The sequence below is a fragment of the Bacillus clarus genome (assembly GCF_000746925.1).
Lineage (GTDB): Bacteria > Bacillota > Bacilli > Bacillales > Bacillaceae_G > Bacillus_A > Bacillus_A clarus.
On sequence record NZ_JMQC01000008.1, the window covers coordinates 3,981,865 to 3,999,470 of the forward strand.

The following is a 17,606-nucleotide window of genomic DNA, read 5'->3' on the forward strand; positions in this document are numbered from 1 at the left end:
TTGAATCTTTTGTTAACAAAAAAATAAGTCCTACATATAAGTAGGACTTACTCTTCATTAAATACAAATGTTTGTTTCATTTTCTTTCCTGCATTCTCTGGATGACCATTATACGTAAATTCTTTTTCTTCCCAAGTAATAACAACTTCAAATGTATTAGCGCTAACATATAGAGGGAATACCATATATTCGAAGTTTGTATGGCTTTTTGAAACATTCATATTGGATGCACTAGTAGGTTTAAATGTAGCTTTAGATGCAGGGTTATTATGAAGTATTTCTACGGATACATTTGATACATCTTTACCGATATTTTTTACGAATAAGCTATATGTATCATAAATACCTTGTTTTGGTTGTATAGCTTGTGGATTTGTACTATGAGATTTGTCAATTTCGATATACCATTGTTTAGACTTTGAAGCAATTGGTAGTGATTGGAATGTGTAAGCACTGGCTTGCAAAGGGAGTGCCAAACATATAAGGGTGAATAAAAACATTATTTTTCGTTTCATTATAAAGAACTCCCATTCTTTAGTGATTTTGTTTGTTATTATTTGCGGATTTGGAGAGAATATGCAATTTATTTAGGAGGAGAGTTATGAACATCGGTTTAGGAATCATTATATCGTTTGCTACGATAGAGAAGGAAGCTGTGTAGAAAGTGTTCTACAGAAAAAATGTCTTGGGTGTTAAATGTATATACAATGACGATTGCGGTACTTGCCATTCCGTTAGGGCGAATAGCTGATATATTTGGGAAAGCAAAAATGTATATTATCGGTTTAATTGTTTTTGGTAGTGGCTCAGCACTTTGTGCCTTTGCAAATACAGGTGATTTTCTTATCTTTTCACGTTTTATACAAAGTATTGGGGCTGCAATTTTATTTCCGACAAGTATGGTAATTGGTGTGTCAGCTATGCCATTAGCGAAGAGACATGTTGCACTTGGCATTTTAGGAGTGACACAAGGTTTGTCAGCTGCGATTGGACCGGTAATAGGCGGGATTATTACGCAAAATTTAGGATGGAGATGGGTATTCTTCGTCAATGTTCCACTTTGTGTTGTTGGAATCATTTTATGTTGTATGATGCTACAAATAAGAAATGAAGAACGTATTACATCTAAAATTGATTGGGTGGGATTAATATTAAGTAGTTCAGCGATTTTCTCTTTTACTCTCGTATTGGTGAAAGGAAATACGTGGGGATGGCAAAGTAACCTCGCTAGGTCTTGCTATATGATCAGTATTATTTCTCTTATTCTATTTATTTTAGTTGAAAGAAAGATTCATAACCCTATGATGAATTTAAAACTATTTAAAGATCGGACGTTTGTAGGAGCATCTATTGTTGTTATATTAAGCAACCTATTTTTAATTGGGGTTACTGTATTGCTCCCGACCTTTTTGACAAAAATACAGCATCGGACGGAAATGAACTGCACCCCAATTGTTAGACACCGTCTAACAATTGGAGGTGCAGTTTTTTATGACTAAATTTAATTCAGAACAGAAAATAAATGCTGTAATACGTTATCAAAATGGAAATGAAAGTATATGGGATATTGCGAAATCATTTGGTGCGAATTATGAAGTCGTTCGAATGTGGGTAAAGCAATTTGAATCTCACGGAATACATGCATTTAAAAAAGGCTATACATCCTATTCCATGGAGTATAAACTAGACGTACTTAATTATATGAATGAGAATGGGACGTCTCCAAATGAAACAGCCGTTATTTTTAATATTTCTTCACCTGCACTTATTAGAAAATGGCGCACTCAATTACGTACACAAGGAATAGACGCCCTTGCATCAAAGAAGAAGGGGCGTCTATCCATGACCAAAAAAAATCCAAAATCAATCCAAAATCAAACACCAGCTGAAGGATCAGTCGAGGAGTTACAAGCTGAGTTAGAGCGTTTACGTATGGAGAATGCTTATTTAAAAAAGTTGAATGCCTTAGTTCAAAACAAGGAAAAATCACCAAACAAGACAAATCACAAGTAGTCTATGAACTGAGGAACGATTTTTCGGTGAAAGCACTTCTGAAATTAGCAGAGATTCCACGCAGCACGTACTATTACTGGGTAAAAAACTTTAATCGCCCAGATAAAGATAGAGAATTAAAAAACCTAATTCAAACGATTTATGACGAGCACGAAGGTCGCTATGGATACCGTCGTATTCGTGATGAATTGACGAATCAAGGACACAAAGTCAACCATAAAAAAGTTCAGCGAATCATGAAAGAATTAGGTTTGAAAAGCCTAGTTCGTATGAAAAAATATCGCTCTTATAAAGGGAAAGTAGGTAAGATTGCGCCAAATATTTTAGAACGTAACTTTATAGCTGAAAAGCCTAACGAAAAGTGGGTTACAGACATAACAGAATTTAAATTATTCGGCGAGAAGCTCTATCTATCACCGATGTTAGATTTATTTAACGGGGAGATTATTACTTATACAATCGGTTCAAAACCAACCTATTCACTTGTTTCGAAAATGTTAGAGAAGTCCTTTCAACGATTAACAAAAGAAGATGAACTCTTGATTCACTCGGATCAAGGTTGGCATTATCAAATGAAGAAGTATCGTCATGCCCTACAAGAACATAAAATTACTCAAAGTATGTCTCGCAAAGGGAACTGTTACGATAATGCGGTTATTGAAAGTTTTTTTGGTATTATGAAATCTGAATTTCTTTATCTCAAAGATTTTGAGAGTATAGAACACTTTAAACAAGAACTTGAAAAATATATCGATTATTATAATCACAAACGAATTAAGGCGAAATTAAAGGGCGTGAGTCCGGTACAATACCGAACTCACGCCCTAACAGCCGCTTAATGAAATAACATGTCTAACTTTATGGGGTCAGTTCAAAATCGAAGCTGCTTTTTTAGTGACACCTATTTCAGCGATGATCTTTCTTGTTTCACCATTTGCTTCACTATTAATTAAGAAACTTGGAAAAGTAATTATTATTTTGTCAGGATTTATTGTTATGAGTCTGGCATATTACTGGTTACAAATGATTGAATTAAACTCAACAAATGTAGAAATTATTATTCCTTGCATGATATTAGGCGTTGGATATGGTTTAGTAGTGGGGCCAATTACTATTTTAAGTGCCTCTTCATTTGAAGGAGAATTATTAACTGCTTCACAAAGTGTTGTATCCATGCTACGGCAAGTAGGAATTGTATTAGCGGTAGCAATATTCGTATCTAACTTAACTCACAACTTATCTATAAATAAAGAGAATGTATATCGTTATGCAACAGAAAAAGTGCGTAATATTCATGTGGATAGGGCTCAGCAAGCAGAGGTATTACAAGTAACAAGAGAAAAAATAGAAAATCAAAGTTTAGAGTCAAGTATAGATAAGAAACTAAATGAAAATATAATGGATTTAAGTAAAGAGCAAAAAGACCAGTTAATATATATAAAAGTGGATGAAATATTAAGTGGGATTCCGGTAGAATATAGAGATATAAAAAGAGAAGAAGTTACAAATCAAGTAACAAAAACAGTCGAAGAAAAAGAAGAGGGCATAAAGCGAGAGGTGCTCGTATTTTCAAATGATGTGAATCATTACGCACAAAATAAGATGGCAATGAGCTTTACTGATTTATATAAAGCGAGTGTGCCAATTATATTAATTTGTGCTTTAGTAAGTTTGTTGTTTTGGGAAGGGGAATTTCGGATTAATAGAAGAAAGAAGGGCTTAGTGGAAGAGGTATAGTAACAAATTCCTTCTATATTAAAATTGAATAGGCTGATATTCAAATGGATTTTGAATGGCAGCCTATTTTTATTACCTCCATAATTTTAAAATTCGGTACATTGGAAAATGCCGATTAATATGGGGATATGAATAGAATCTGAATTTTTAAAGCTCTTTTCAATGATACACGTTTAAATATTTTGGAATGGTTGAAAGAACCAGAGAAACACTTTGATAAACCATCAGCACATTTATCAAAAAATATTAATGAAAAAGGCGGTGTTTGTGTAGGAGATATTCAAGAAAAAGCCAATCCTTCTCAATCAACTATTTCACAATATCTTTCTATGATGCAAAAAGCCGGTTTATTAGAATCGACAAGACATGGTCAGTGGACATACTACCGGAGAAACGAAGCTACGATTCAAGAAATCACGGAATTTCTTAAAGATAACCTTTAATGAAGTATAAAAATCAAAGAAAGCACAGTTGAAAAGCTGTGCTTTCTTTCTTTTTAGTATTGTACATGCAGAGTGTAAATACAGATTGTAACGATCAGGAAGTACATGTTAATGATTAGCTTGGACGTTAACAGCTGAATTTATAAAAAGAAACTCACTATAAATATGACTTGTAATGTAGGTAAGCGAATCGCACATTACTTCAATGCGGATTTTTTAAAACTATTTTTCTTTGCTTCGTTACCGATGTGAAAATATTGACTTGCTTTCACATGATTAGCTTCTTCATAAAATTTTAATGCGAGAATTTCTGTATATTCTTGAACACATTCCCATAATTCTTCTTTTTCAAAGTATGGAAGTGCTTTTAAAATTACAGTTTCTAAAGATGATGCAGGTACTTTGTTGTTTAATTCTCTTAGGATTGTGAAGTGATTTTGAAATTCTTTATTTTTTAGTTCAGTACAAATAGTAAGCCCTTTTTCTATAGATTCATTTGCAAGAGTATGTTCACCTAATTTGTAATATTCTTGTGCTTCTATAAGTAATGCTTTGAAATGAAGAGGATTCTTTTTTGTTACCTCTAGTATATGCCGTTTTGTTATTTCTGATAAATGAGGTATCGTTGGTGCAGCTAAAGCTGGATTTGTGTACAACAAGCTCAAGTTATTGCGTACCATTAATACGTATTGTTCATGTTTTTCTTTTTGGAACGCATCTAATGCAGCATAGAGTGTTTCTTCGGCTAATTCAAACTGTTTTAAATCAATAAAACATAGCCCTAATAAATTGTTACATAATGCAACATTAATTTCATATCCTTCGTGTTTAGTAAATTCTTCTTTTGCTATTTTTATGTGATCAAGTGCTTTTCTTTGTTGATAAGATTGATAATAAAAGTCGCCTAGTCGATAATACCATTCTATTTTCTCTAGTGGGTTTTGAGTGTACTGTAATAATGTTTCAGCCTTTTCAAAATGTTTGTTTGCAGCTGTATAGTTTGAGAGGAATTTAAAATGAATTGCTTTTAAAAAATGATAATAATATGCTAAAAATCCTGTTGATGGGATTTTGAAAGATTCTATATGATCAAAACTATTTTCTTTAATTCCTAGCCAATCACTAAGGACCTTATATCTATAATTTAATAATGCATAATACAATAATAAATCGTGATCTTCTTCTACATTATTAATTTTATTAGCAACTTCTTCTTTAAGGTTTGTTGCTGTTTCTAATTTTTGTTGCAACATTGACTGATACCATATATTTAGTGATTGTTTTAGTTGTTCTTTTGTTATCGTTTCTGTAGTCATATTAGTTACGCCTCCTTTACTTGAATATTACCATAAATCCGAAAAGTTAGAATAGAAATTATTAAGATATCTTAAAGTAATGTAGAATGAATGAGTCGAAAAGGAGAGTAACAAACTTGAAAGGGAGTCATTATGAGATTTCTAATTGAATATAAAGATTTTAAAAGTAAAGAGATAGATTTAAAATTTCAAAGATCTTTTGAGTTTGTTTAAAATAGATGAGTCTGTATTTCTATCGTAAGGAGTGGAGGCTTGTTTGTGCTTATATTAGTGATGTGTAAGGTACGGGATTTTAAAATTAAAGTAACGAATACGATTGCCATTGAATATAAAACATTAATCATAGTACATTAAAAAAGAGAGATTTTTTTCATAAAGAGGGTGAGGAAATGCTAGATAAGGCTAATGATTCAATCAGGAATCATATGTATGCAGTAGAAGAACAACAAAAATTATATAAACGAACGTTAGTAGTCGTAAGTATTTCACAAATGTTTGGTGGAGCGGGATTAGCCGCTGGGATTACTGTAGGCGCACTTCTTGCGCAGCAAATGCTTGGAACAGATGCATTTGCAGGATTACCTGCTGCTATATTCACATTGGGATCTGCAGTAGCGGCTTTTATAGTAGGGAGGCTTTCTCAACGATATGGACGTCGAGTAGGACTCGCGACAGGGTTTATGGTGGGAGGACTTGGGGCTATTGGTGTTGTAATGGCAGCTTTAACAAATAGTATTATTCTCTTACTTGCTTCCTTACTCATTTACGGTGCAGGTACAGCTACTAATCTACAAGCTCGTTATGCTGGTACGGATTTAGCGGATAAGAAGCAACGAGCAACCGCTGTTAGTATTACTATGGTTATGACGACTTTTGGTGCGGTTGCAGGACCGAATTTAGTAGGTGTAATGGGGAGTTTTGCTCGTTCGATTGGGATTCCTGAGCTTGCTGGTCCATTCATACTATCAGCAGCGGCATTTTTGTTAGCAGGTTTCGTACTTTTCGTTATGCTCCGTCCGGATCCGTTAATTATAGCGAACATCATAGAATCATATAAACAGGAACATACATACAAAGGACATCCGATTACTGAGGAAGCGATAGAGAATAAAAGAGGTGTTACCGTTGGGGCGATAGTGATGATACTTACTCAAGTGGTTATGGTTGCGATTATGACTATGACTCCAGTCCACATGGGGCACCATGGTCATGGATTAAGTGAAGTAGGGCTTGTCATTGGGTTTCACGTAGGTGCAATGTACCTTCCATCGCTTGTTACAGGGATTCTTATTGATAAAATTGGTCGAACAGCGATGAGTATAGCTGCAGGAGTTATACTACTTGCTGCAGGAGTGCTAGCTGCAATGGCACCGAACGATTCTTTAATGCTCTTAGTTATCGCTCTTTCTTTACTTGGATTAGGGTGGAACCTTGGATTAATAAGTGGTACTGCTCAAATTGTTGATTCAACAGAACCTTCCACACGTGCGAAGACACAAGGAAAAATAGATGTTTTTATTGCATTGGCAGGAGCTTCTGGAGGAGTGATGTCCGGCATGGTAGTAGCTAATTCAAGTTATGCAGTATTATCATTAGCTGGAGGAGCGTTAGCTTTATTGCTTATTCCTGTTGTGATATGGTCTCGGAAAGGTGAAAAGCATTAAATAAAATATAAGTTCTGAAAGTATTGTTTATTTATTAGAAGATTTGCCTACAATTATGTGGAAAATGTGGTGTGAAAACAAATAAGTTGGTTTCATAAAATTAAAAAGAGATTCTAGTTATTTTCTAGAACCTCTTTTTATATCGTCAATCTAAATCCCACTCTACAATAAGCCCTAAATACGTTAGCCCACCGCCAAATCCGTATAGTAAAAGTGTATCTCCACTTTTTAATTTTCCTTCCTTTCTAGCTAAATCTAAAGCGAGTGGAATGGAGACAGAAGATGTATTCCCCATATACTCCACGCTCGTTAATGTTTTTTGAATTGGAATTTCGGATTTCTCACAAATAGATTCAATCATTCGCAAATTATTATATATACAAGTGGTGGCAGTTGTGCGTTTCTTTTTGCAGAAGGAAGGGAGTACCTAGTATTTTCTTCTCACAGAGGAGAAGAAAAGTTGGAGACATCTAGTTGCAGTGGAACGAAGAGATTAGATGAGGCAGAGATGGAGAAAACTGCTTTAAGTCATATTGCAAAGGGAACTGTTCCGACGAAGAAAGTGAATCTTGAAAGGGCTATGCCGAATCATTTTCAAGTAAGTCACATTGTTATTTTTACGATGGGTGTTTTAGTTGTCATTGTTGCTTTAATCTTTATTGTAAGGAGAATTCGCAAAAAATGATAAATAAAGTAAAAATATAACGATTTTCTTTCTAGTAATATGGGTAGTTTAATCTTGTGAAAGCGAATTACTTATGCTACACTTTATGTAACTTTAAATGAACGGAGGGGTCTCCTTTGATCTTAATCAGATTACGTCTCAATACTTTGTGCCGATAATTGAATAGCGCTCAAAGGCTCTGTCTGTGTACAGGGTGAACGGGATTGGTCTGCCTATTTTAAAGGAACCCTTTATTGAACTTATATGTGAAAAAGAGGGAGGGACGAATACGCCCTCTTTTTGTTTTGCCTTTATAAATAGAATGAGATGGTATAGGTGTACATGTGTTGGATACGTATACCATTTGGGACTTTTTGACCATGTAATAGGACGGAAGCATTGCTTTCTTCTATTTCTTTGGTATACCCTTATCCGTTTACGAAAAACACAGGCAGTGACCTGTGTTTTTTATTTTGCGTAATCGAAATGGAGGAATTAATATATGGAAGAACTAGTACAAAGAGCAATATTAGTTGGTGTGAATTTAGGGAATGAAAGTGATTTTGAATATTCGATGGAGGAGTTAACAAATCTTGCTGAAGCTTGTGATGTTGAAGTTATAGGGCAAGTTACACAAAACTTACAACGCGTAAATCCGTCGCATTATATTGGAAAAGGGAAGATTGAAGAAGTAGCAGCTTACGTGAAGGAAGCAGATGCGAATATTGTAATTTTTAATGATGAATTATCGCCTTCACAAATTCGAAACTTAGAAGAAGATTTAGATTGTAAAGTAATTGACCGTACTATTTTAATTTTAGATATTTTTGCGCAACGTGCGAAAACGAAAGAAGCACAGTTACAAGTTGAAGTAGCTCACCTGCAATATATGATGCCGCGTTTAATTGGTCTTCGTGAATCATTAGGAAGACAGAGCGGTGGTGTTGGTACGAAAAATAAAGGTGTCGGTGAGAAAAAATTAGAGTTAGACCGTCGTAAAATTGAAGAGCAAATTTCAGCTTTAAATAAAGAGTTGGAAGCGCTTGTTGCACAGCGTCAAACGCAGCGAAAACAGCGTAAGAAAAATGAAATTCCTGTCGTTTCATTAGTAGGATATACAAATGCAGGGAAATCAACGACGATGAATGCGATGCTTGAGATCTTTAATGGTACTGTAGAGAAGCAAGTATTTGAAAAAGACATGTTATTTGCGACGCTCGAAACATCTGTACGAAATATCGAACTTCCAGATAATAAATCATTTTTATTAACAGATACAGTTGGATTTGTAAGTAAGTTACCGCATCATCTTGTGAAAGCGTTCCGTTCAACGTTAGAAGAAGTAGCGGAAGCGGATTTACTTATTCACGTTGTGGACTATGCAAACCCACATTATGAGCAATTAATTGAAATTACAAATGAAACATTAAAGAAAATGGGTGTAGAAAATATCCCAACGATTTACGCATATAATAAGTCCGATATGATGGAAGTTGAAATTCCAAAAGTGCAGGAAGACCGCGTTTATCTATCTGCAAAGAGGCACGTTGGAGTTGAAGAGCTTGTAGAGATGATTCGTACCCACATTTATAAAGAATATACGAAGTGCGAAATGTTAATTCCGTATGATCAAGGACAGCTCGTTTCTTATTTCAATGACCATGCACATGTTATGGCTACTAGTTATGAAAATGAGGGCACAAAAATTTCACTCGAATGTAAGACGAGTGATTATGAGAAGTATAAGCATTTTGTTATTTAATATAAAAGGCGATCCTAGTATGCTTTAGGATCGCCTTTTTTTATTCAGACATGTGACGAAGCTTTTTAAAGGACTAAGACACTAGTAGAAATAAGTTAAATAAAATCATTACTTGCTAGGGGATGAAAGAAAATGAAACTAATTGATGGAGGTTCTGAAAAAGTTAATATAGTAAAGAAATTCAATTAATAGGAGAGTATGGAACATAAAGCCCAAAGTGTATCTAAAAATATTCAAAGCTAAAAGGCTCTATTTTTTGCTTGAAAGTTGTATTTCTGGAAAAAGAAATGAAAGCAGTATAGAATAAAAGTGTTTCAAAAGTCAGAATTTATTACACCTACTGTAATAAATATATATTTTGTGCAGGAAGGAGAGATTCAAATATGCGGGCAGTTTCAAAAAGAAATGCGATGGAAACGCCAACAATATATCGTATTTTATTTGCGATTAGTTTTGGGCATTTTTTAAATGATTCCATGCAAGCTGTTGTGCCGGCCTTGTTTCCTATTTTGGAAAAATCGATGAATTTATCCTACATGCAAGTAGGGTGGATTGCGTTCGCGTTAAATATGACATCATCGATTATGCAGCCGGTGTTTGGTATGTATTCAGATAAGAAACCATCACCATTTTTATTACCGCTCGGTATGTTTTCGAGTATGCTGGGGATGATTGGACTTGCATTTGCACCGAATTTTATTATTGTTATTATTTCTGTTTTATTTATTGGTTTAGGGTCAGCGGTCTTTCATCCTGAAGGGGCACGTGTTGCTTATATGGCAGCGGGTGCAAAGCGTGGTTTAGCACAAGCGATTTATCAAGTTGGAGGAAATACAGGGAATTCTCTTGCACCAATTTTTACAGCGCTAATTTTCGTTCCACTCGGTCAAATTGGTTCTCTTGGTTTTACAGCTTTTGCAGCAGTAGGAATTGTATTATTAATTTTCGTGTCCAATTGGTATAAAAATGAGTTAATGGATGGTGCTGTAAGAAGGAAGAAACGAGCTGCACTGGAAGCTGAAAATGCAATTGTAAGTACGCATATTAAATTCGTTATTGTACTGCTTGTCTTTTTAACTTTTGTACGCTCATGGTATGGTGCTGGTATCGGGAATTTCTATCAATTTTATTTAATTGAACATTACGGTTTGTCTATAAAAAATGCACAGTATTTCGTATTCACCTTTATGATTGCTGGAGTACTGGGCACGTTCTTTGGTGGTCCATTAGCGGATCGATTTGGTAAGAAAAATATCATCGTCTTTTCAATGCTCGGTTCAGCACCACTTGCACTTTTATTACCGCACGTTTCACTTATGTGGGTCGTACCATTATTTTTATGTATTGGTTTTATTAGTTCTAGTAGTTTTAGTGTTATCGTTGTATATGCACAAGAGCTTGTTCCAGGGAAAGTCGGGATGGTATCAGGATTAATCGTCGGACTTGCATTTGGTCTTGGAGCATTAGGTGCTGTAGTCCTCGGGAAATTAGCTGATATACATAGTCTGCAATTTATTATGGTATTATGTAGTTGTTTACCATTAATCGGACTCACTTCATGGTTACTGCCAAGCGACAAGAAATCTGTATAGAATAGGGGATGCGCTATGAAACTATGTCATAATGTTACAGAATTAATAGGAGATACACCTGTTGTACGATTATCTAAATTCGTTCCAGAAGATGCAGCGGATGTGTATGTAAAACTAGAAATGTTTAATCCATCTCGCAGTGTGAAAGATCGTGCAGCCTATAATTTAATTCATGTTGCAGAGGAGCATGGTCTCATTAAACCGGGGGATACAATTATTGAACCAACGAGTGGAAATACTGGCATTGGCTTGGCAATGAATGCAGCTGCTAAAGGGTATAAAGCGATTTTAATTATGCCAGATAACATGTCAAAAGAAAGAATTAATTTGTTGAAAGCATATGGAGCAGAAGTTGTTTTAACGCCCGCAGAACAAAGAATGCCTGGAGCGATTGCAAAGGCGGTAGAATTGCAAAAGCAAATACCGAATAGTTTTATCCCGCAGCAATTTGAAAATCCGGCGAACCCGAATATTCATCGCTATACGACTGCACTTGAAATTTATGAGCAAATGGACGGGAAGCTTGATGCTTTTGTAGCAACGGCTGGAACTGGTGGAACAATTACAGGGACAGGTGAAACATTAAAAGAGAAGCTACCAAATTTGTATGTTACGGTAGTAGAACCGAAAGGATCTCCTGTTTTATCTGGAGGTGTCCCAGGTCCTCATAAATTGGTAGGAACGAGTCCCGGGTTTATTCCGAAAAACTTAAAGACAGAAGTGTATAACGAAATTATTCAAATTGCAGATGAGGAAGCGCTAACTACAATGAGGAATTTAGCAAGACAAGAAGGTTTATTAGTAGGGCCATCTTCAGGAGCTTCTGTGTACGCTGCGATTATGATAGCGAAGCGTCTAGGTGCGGGTAAAAAAGTTTTATGTATTGCACCTGATACAGGAGAGCGTTATTTAAGTATGGGGTTATTTGAATAAAAGTTATATGAAAATAGTAGCACCTTAATAGTTAAATTGAAATTTCTCTATTAAGGTGTTTCTTTTTGTTACATATGATTTGAAATGAAAACTGCTGATTGGGGAGAAAGGTGATAACAATGAAACTAGTGAAACCAACACACGAGTATAGTGAACAAATCATGGAGTATCGGCAAGCGTTTTTAAATGCAAGTGAACAACCACATGGTAGTTGTTCCTTACAACATTTTGATTCCATTGATGAATGGTTTGAAAAAGTCAATATTCAGGAAAAGGGAGAGAGTTTACCGCCAAATCGAGTCCCATCCACTCAATTTTTAAGCATGGAAGATGGGGGTTTAATCGGTTTAATCAATATTCGACACCGATTAACACCGGAATTGTTGATGGAGAACGGACATATCGGTTATAGTGTGCACCCTGATGAACGTCGAAAAGGTTACGCTACTGAACAACTTCGGCTTTCTTTATTTGAAGCTAGAAAATTAGGATTGAAGAAAGTGTTAATAACTTGCGATAAAGTAAATATCGGTTCTGCTAAAACGATTCAAAAAGTTGGAGGTGTATTAGAAGATGAAGTAATTTCTCCTAATAATGGCGAAATTGTTCAGCGTTACTGGATAGAACTATGATTTAGTTGATATTCAAAAATCAGGAAAGTATTGAACCCGAATCATAACAAAAAGAAAAATTGGAATGAGGAATCAATTCGAAAGAAGCCTCAGTTGTAGAGAGTGTATAGGGGTATGTATACTCTTTTTCTATTATAAAAGGTAAAATTAGACTTAATATAGAAATAGATAAATATAAAAAGGAGAAAATAGTCGTTTTAGGGGGAAATGAAATGCAATTAAGAAAGAAAGCAATAGAAATGGCAGCAATTTATAAACAAAACCCGAAAGTAGAAGCTATTATTTTAGCGGGCTCTGTAGCAAGAAAGCTAGAAGATGAGCATTCAGATATTGAATTACATATTTTATGGTCAGTACCGCCAGAAGATGAAGATCGGCAGAATCCTATTAAAAGTATTGACGGGACTATTTTGTCCTACCACCTTTATGAGGCAGAAGAGTGGTCGGAAGCTTATTTGACTCAAGAAGGAATTAAACTAGAGATTAGTAACTTTTTAACAGTTACCGTTGAAAGGTTTATTTCTGATGTGATTCATAAATATGAAACGGACTATGAGAAACAATGCATCGTGTCATCTATCCAGGACGGTGTGTGTTTATATGGAGAAAAGAAAGTGAGCGATTTAAAAAATAGAGTTGCAGAATATCCTGAAGAGTTAGCAAAGCGAATGATTACAGAAAATCTTTGGTTAAGTAACCGCTGGAATAATCGTGAGGCGCTGTTGAAACGAAAAGATTGGCTTATGCTTTACGATGTCATTTGTGAAGTGCAAAGAGATGTATTTGGTGTTTTATTCGGCTTGAATAAAATGTATGTGCATCATCCTGCTTTTAAATGGATGCCTTATAATGTGGAGCGAATGAAAATTAAACCTGAAAATTTATATGAGCGCATGGCGAAAACTTTGATAGGGAGTCCGGAGTATAGTGTGAAGGAGTTAGAGGTTCTAATTCATGAAGTATTACATTTAGTCCATATATATGCTCCTGAATTAAATATTGATGAACAACAAAAGTGTATTCAGTATGTGAAGTAATAAAAATAAGAGATGTAACTCATTGTTACATCTCTTATTTTTTTACTTTACTAATTTTCCTAGTATAGGTAAACGGTGGATACGATCACCGAGAATGTGTGAAGCAAGGCCACTCGTTAATACGAATAGAAGGTATACAAATCCCCCGGCAGTACCACATACGATAACGATGAGTAAGGATTCAATATAAGGTTGTCCAGGAATTAGCCATCCTATAATCGCTTTTAATCCCATTACGACAGCGGACATCGCCGCGGAATAGATGGTAATAAGAAATACTGTTTTCGCTGTTTCTCTAATATTGAAATTCGCATACTTAACGATGCAATACAGCATGATAATATCTGAAACAAGATAACCAATAATGGTTCCGAGTATAGCACCATGCCCACCTAATAAGTATAAGAGTGGTGTATTCACTACAACCTTTACAAGAATACCAACTGAGAAAGCGATCATTGTTTTTCTTTGATAATCAATTCCTTGTAAAATAGCAGCTGAAACAGTGAAGATAGCGCTTAATACTGCTGATGGTGCATAAGAAATTAAATATTGTGATCCTCCCAAAGCGATATCAGGGCTCATATATACCATGCGGAATGCATCATATGCGATACTAGCTAATCCAAATGCAGCTGGGATGGTGAAAAATAATAACACTTGGAAAATCTTTGTGATTTGATCTTGTAATTCTTCTAGCTTTCCGCTAGTAAATGATTTTGTGATTGCTGGAATAATGGTAAGTGAGAATCCTGTTGCTAAGGAAGCAGGAATCATAATTAGTTTTTGTGCATAATTCGTTATATAAGCAAAAATAGCATTCGCTGTTTCAAGTGGTGTGCCAATCGCTCTTAATGCATCAGCTACTGTATATTGATCAACTAATGTGTATAACGGAATAGCAATCCCAACAAATACAATTGGAATCGCATAACGAAGTAATTCCATATAGATACTTTTTAACGGAATATTAGATGATCTTGATTTGAGTTCACCATCAGCTGGTTTTAAATGATTATATTTTTTCCAATACATAATCAAAATTGAAACGCTAGCAAGTGCTCCAATGACAGCGCCAAATGTAGCAACTGCAACAGAGGAAGCTACGGAACCACCGAGTATTTTGGAGACGATAAAACTACCAACTAAAATGAAAACAACCCGTGCAATTTGCTCGACAACTTGAGAAACAGCACTCGGTTTCATATGCTGAAAGCCCTGAAAGTATCCACGTGTGACGCTCATCGCTGGAACGATAATGAGTGCAAAGCTTAAAGCGCGCATTGTAAGTGTAACATCAGCGATAAATCCCGGATCAGGTGTTTGAGAGCGAATGATAAATTGTGATACGTAAGGGGCCCCGATAAATAAAATTAAAAATCCTAGAAAGCCCATGAATAACATTAATTTGATACTGGAATTGTATAGCTTTTTACTTGTGCTATAATCACCTAATGCATTGTATTTAGCAACGAATTTAGATACAGCAATTGGAATGCCAGCTGTTGAAAAGCTTAGTAAGATCCCGTACCAAGAATAAGCATACGCATATAAAGCTACACCTTGTGTACCAACTAATAATTGAAAAGGGAAGAAGTATATAAAACCTAAAATACGTGAAATCATTGTGGCACCGCTTAATAAAGCAGTTCCCTTTAAAACTTTTGAAGTAGACAATATTTTTCCTCCTACTCGTGTTGCTTTGAAATCATCTTATACTACTATAAACCTGTCAGAGTAGTTAATACAGTATAAACCATAAAGGTTGCAATAGTATTCATAGAAAAGTCATATTTTGAATTTTTATATCGAAAAATAGGGAAATGATACATAAAAATCCGAAAAAATCTGTTGACACTATTTTTAATGTGTGATAAAAATGATAGTAATCAATTCGGAAAATAATATTTGGGCAATGAAAGGGTATAGTAGTGAAAATCTCCCTATTTCAGAGAGCTGATGGTTGGTGTGAATCAGTATATAGATTATTCATGAAGTTCGTCCTGGAGCATCTTTCATAAATCTTACATTGTGAGGAAATGAAAGACGGTAGTGAATACCGTTATCAAATAAAGTGGTGAAGATTTTTTCACAACTAGGGTGGTACCGCGATATATATCGTCCCTACGTATTTTGCGTAGGGACGTTTTTTATTTCGGTCTTATTTTTAGGTGTGTCTTCATAACTAGGGTGGTACCGCGATATATATCGTCCCTACGTATTTACGTAGGGGCGTTTTTTATTTCGGTCTTACTTTAGGTGTGTCTTCATAACTAGGGTGGTACCGCGATATCTTTGTCGTCCCTACGTATTTGCGTAGGGGCGTTTTTTATTTGAAAGGAAGTGGTTGGATTAGAACGGGCTGGTGATAGAACAATATGAACATAGACCGAATTGTAACGAAAAAAAGGAATAGAAGAAGAGGGGAGATAGAAAGATGAATTCACAGCAATGGACATCGAAATTAGGTTTTGTATTAGCTGCAGCAGGTTCGGCAATTGGACTTGGCGCCATTTGGAAGTTCCCATATATGGCCGGTATCGGAGGGGGCGGTGCATTCTTCCTTATTTTCATCGGTTTCACATTATTAATTGGATTACCTTTATTATTAGCTGAATTTGTTATTGGGAGAAGTACACAAAAAGAGGCTGTCGATGCCTATAGAGAAATTGCTCCTAAAACATTATGGCCGTGGTTAGGGAGGTTAGGGATTGTAACATGTTTTATATTACTTTCTTTCTACAGTGTTGTAGGGGGTTGGATTTTATTATATTTATGGAATGCAATTACAGGTAGACTTTGGGAAGGAAATGGTGCATACGAAGCAACATTTGGTGAAATCATTTCCAATCCATATTTAGCAGTTGGATCACAGCTATTATTCATCCTTATTACTATTTTTATCGTAAGTAAAGGTGTACAAAATGGTGTTGAGAAAGTAAATAAATATTTCATGCCAGCACTATTCGTTTTATTCTTTGTATTAATTGTTCGTGCACTTACATTAGATGGTGCTGGAGAAGGCGTTCGCTTCTTCTTACAACCTGATTTCTCACATGTAACATCTGAAATTGTTTTGTATGCGATGGGACAATCCTTCTTCTCGTTATCTGTCGGTGTAGCAGTAATGGTAACGTATAGTTCATATTTACCGAAAGAAGAAAGTTTGCCACGTTCAGCATTTTCTATCGTTGCTTTAACGCTTGTTATTACATTGCTTGCAGGACTTGCGATTTTCCCGGTTGTTTTCGCATTTGGAATGGAACCATCTCAAGGACCAGGGTTATTATTTATCGTACTGCCAGCTATTTTCAGTAAGATGGCATTCGGAAAATTATTCTTTATTGTTTTCTTATTACTATTCTTCTTTGCTACTATCACATCAGCGATTTCTATGCTAGAAATTAGCGTTGCGTCTTTAACGGCAAAAGGTAAAGGGAAACGCGAAAAAATGGCCTTGATCGTTGGATTGTTAATCTTCGTTGTTGGGGTTCCATCAGCATTATCATTTGGTATATTAAGTGATCTGAAGATTTTTGGAAAGACTGTCTTTGATTTAGCAGACTATGCGGTTAGTAATGTACTAATGCCACTTGGTGTATTATTAGTTTCCATCTTCGTTCCGTTAAAAATGAAGAAAGATGCATTAATGAAAGAGCTTGGTGTAAGTAAAAATAAAGGCTATAAATTATTTGTATTATGGTTATTCTTACTTCGCTATATCGCACCAATTGCAATTATTATCGTATTCCTAAATGTACTTGGAATTATTTAATAAAAAAGGTAGCGTATCGTGGTATGATACGCTATCTT

Annotated in this window: 12 protein-coding genes, 4 pseudogenes and 1 other annotated feature; of the genes and pseudogenes, 12 read left to right on the forward strand and 4 right to left on the reverse strand. The window is 35.3% G+C overall.

What is annotated here, in order from left to right; translation table 11 throughout:
• Window positions 1-47: 47 nt before the first annotated feature.
• Complete coding sequence (locus DJ93_RS21355; protein ID WP_042983101.1) at window positions 48-515, reverse strand: hypothetical protein; 468 nt, start codon at window positions 513-515, stop codon at window positions 48-50.
• A gap of 153 nt (window positions 516-668) precedes the next feature.
• On the opposite strand from DJ93_RS21355, the pseudogene DJ93_RS21360 reads away from it, so the two are divergent.
• From DJ93_RS21360 to DJ93_RS21380, 4 genes and pseudogenes are all read left to right on the forward strand, one after another.
• A pseudogene (locus DJ93_RS21360) lies at window positions 669-1,457 on the forward strand (MFS transporter); the annotation flags it as partial.
• A 34-nt stretch (window positions 1,458-1,491) separates the two neighbouring features.
• Window positions 1,492-2,852, forward strand: a protein-coding gene (locus tag DJ93_RS31010) for an IS3 family transposase (protein WP_117288019.1) whose coding sequence is annotated in 2 segments (ribosomal slippage) — window positions 1,492-1,948 and window positions 1,948-2,852 — 1,362 coding nt in all. Because the reading frame shifts where the segments join, the coding sequence is not laid out codon by codon here.
• Between the two features lie 34 nt (window positions 2,853-2,886).
• Window positions 2,887-3,750 (forward strand): annotated as a pseudogene (locus DJ93_RS21375) (MFS transporter); the annotation flags it as partial.
• Between the two features lie 143 nt (window positions 3,751-3,893).
• Window positions 3,894-4,193 (forward strand): ArsR/SmtB family transcription factor, encoded by a 300-nt coding sequence (locus DJ93_RS21380; RefSeq protein WP_042983102.1) that lies wholly within the window; start codon window positions 3,894-3,896, stop codon window positions 4,191-4,193.
• 197 nt (window positions 4,194-4,390) lie between these two features.
• Here DJ93_RS21380 and DJ93_RS21385 read toward each other — a convergent pair whose 3' ends face one another.
• Window positions 4,391-5,509 carry a response regulator aspartate phosphatase gene (locus tag DJ93_RS21385; protein WP_042983103.1) on the reverse strand — a complete coding sequence of 373 codons (1,119 nt, stop codon included), beginning with the start codon at window positions 5,507-5,509 and terminating at the stop codon, window positions 4,391-4,393.
• Between the two features lie 389 nt (window positions 5,510-5,898).
• On the opposite strand from DJ93_RS21385, the gene DJ93_RS21390 reads away from it, so the two are divergent.
• Window positions 5,899-7,173 (forward strand): MFS transporter, encoded by a 1,275-nt coding sequence (locus DJ93_RS21390; protein WP_042983104.1) that lies wholly within the window; start codon window positions 5,899-5,901, stop codon window positions 7,171-7,173.
• A gap of 145 nt (window positions 7,174-7,318) precedes the next feature.
• On the opposite strand, the pseudogene DJ93_RS31015 reads toward DJ93_RS21390, so the two are convergent.
• Window positions 7,319-7,543, reverse strand: a pseudogene (locus DJ93_RS31015) (3-oxoacyl-[acyl-carrier-protein] synthase III C-terminal domain-containing protein); the annotation flags it as partial.
• Here DJ93_RS31015 and DJ93_RS21395 point away from each other — a divergent pair.
• The 6 genes and pseudogenes from DJ93_RS21395 to DJ93_RS21420 all read left to right on the forward strand — a co-directional run.
• A pseudogene (locus DJ93_RS21395) lies at window positions 7,535-7,858 on the forward strand (cobalamin biosynthesis protein CbiN); the annotation flags it as partial. The pseudogenes DJ93_RS31015 and DJ93_RS21395 sit on opposite strands and share 9 nt — an antisense overlap.
• A 481-nt stretch (window positions 7,859-8,339) precedes the next feature.
• Window positions 8,340-9,599: a GTPase HflX gene (gene hflX, locus DJ93_RS21400; protein ID WP_042983106.1), complete on the forward strand. Its 1,260-nt coding sequence runs from the start codon at window positions 8,340-8,342 to the stop codon at window positions 9,597-9,599.
• A gap of 383 nt (window positions 9,600-9,982) precedes the next feature.
• Window positions 9,983-11,191, forward strand: a complete 1,209-nt coding sequence (locus tag DJ93_RS21405) for an MFS transporter (RefSeq protein ID WP_042983107.1) — start codon at window positions 9,983-9,985, stop codon at window positions 11,189-11,191.
• Between the two features lie 15 nt (window positions 11,192-11,206).
• Window positions 11,207-12,124: a cysteine synthase A gene (gene cysK / locus DJ93_RS21410; protein WP_042983108.1), complete on the forward strand. Its 918-nt coding sequence runs from the start codon at window positions 11,207-11,209 to the stop codon at window positions 12,122-12,124.
• A gap of 119 nt (window positions 12,125-12,243) precedes the next feature.
• Entirely contained in the window at window positions 12,244-12,756 is a 513-nt protein-coding gene (locus DJ93_RS21415) for a GNAT family N-acetyltransferase (RefSeq protein WP_042983109.1), read from the forward strand.
• Between the two features lie 212 nt (window positions 12,757-12,968).
• Window positions 12,969-13,793, forward strand: a complete 825-nt coding sequence (locus DJ93_RS21420; RefSeq protein ID WP_042983110.1) for a DUF4037 domain-containing protein — start codon at window positions 12,969-12,971, stop codon at window positions 13,791-13,793.
• Between the two features lie 42 nt (window positions 13,794-13,835).
• On the opposite strand, the gene DJ93_RS21425 is transcribed toward DJ93_RS21420, so the two are convergent.
• Window positions 13,836-15,470, reverse strand: coding sequence for a putative polysaccharide biosynthesis protein (locus DJ93_RS21425; protein ID WP_042983111.1), 1,635 nt, complete (start codon window positions 15,468-15,470; stop codon window positions 13,836-13,838).
• A 229-nt stretch (window positions 15,471-15,699) separates the two neighbouring features.
• Window positions 15,700-15,922, forward strand: a binding site (T-box leader).
• Between the two features lie 308 nt (window positions 15,923-16,230).
• On the opposite strand from DJ93_RS21425, the gene DJ93_RS21430 reads away from it, so the two are divergent.
• Window positions 16,231-17,568, forward strand: coding sequence for a sodium-dependent transporter (locus DJ93_RS21430; protein ID WP_042983112.1), 1,338 nt, complete (start codon window positions 16,231-16,233; stop codon window positions 17,566-17,568).
• The last annotated feature ends 38 nt before the right edge of the window (window positions 17,569-17,606 follow it).

What these genes read in the sequence shown, in the direction of transcription:
- DJ93_RS21385 (WP_042983103.1), bottom strand. Translation starts at nt 5,509, where the DNA reads ATGACTACAGAAACGATAACAAAAGAACAACTAAAACAATCACTAAAT.
- DJ93_RS21355 (WP_042983101.1), bottom strand. Translation starts at nt 515, where the DNA reads ATGAAACGAAAAATAATGTTTTTATTCACCCTTATATGTTTGGCACTC.
- DJ93_RS21390 (WP_042983104.1), top strand. Translation starts at nt 5,899, where the DNA reads ATGCTAGATAAGGCTAATGATTCAATCAGGAATCATATGTATGCAGTA.
- DJ93_RS21420 (WP_042983110.1), top strand. Translation starts at nt 12,969, where the DNA reads ATGCAATTAAGAAAGAAAGCAATAGAAATGGCAGCAATTTATAAACAA.
- DJ93_RS21415 (WP_042983109.1), top strand. Translation starts at nt 12,244, where the DNA reads ATGAAACTAGTGAAACCAACACACGAGTATAGTGAACAAATCATGGAG.
- cysK (WP_042983108.1), top strand. Translation starts at nt 11,207, where the DNA reads ATGAAACTATGTCATAATGTTACAGAATTAATAGGAGATACACCTGTT.
- hflX (WP_042983106.1), top strand. Translation starts at nt 8,340, where the DNA reads ATGGAAGAACTAGTACAAAGAGCAATATTAGTTGGTGTGAATTTAGGG.
- DJ93_RS21405 (WP_042983107.1), top strand. Translation starts at nt 9,983, where the DNA reads ATGCGGGCAGTTTCAAAAAGAAATGCGATGGAAACGCCAACAATATAT.
- DJ93_RS21430 (WP_042983112.1), top strand. Translation starts at nt 16,231, where the DNA reads ATGAATTCACAGCAATGGACATCGAAATTAGGTTTTGTATTAGCTGCA.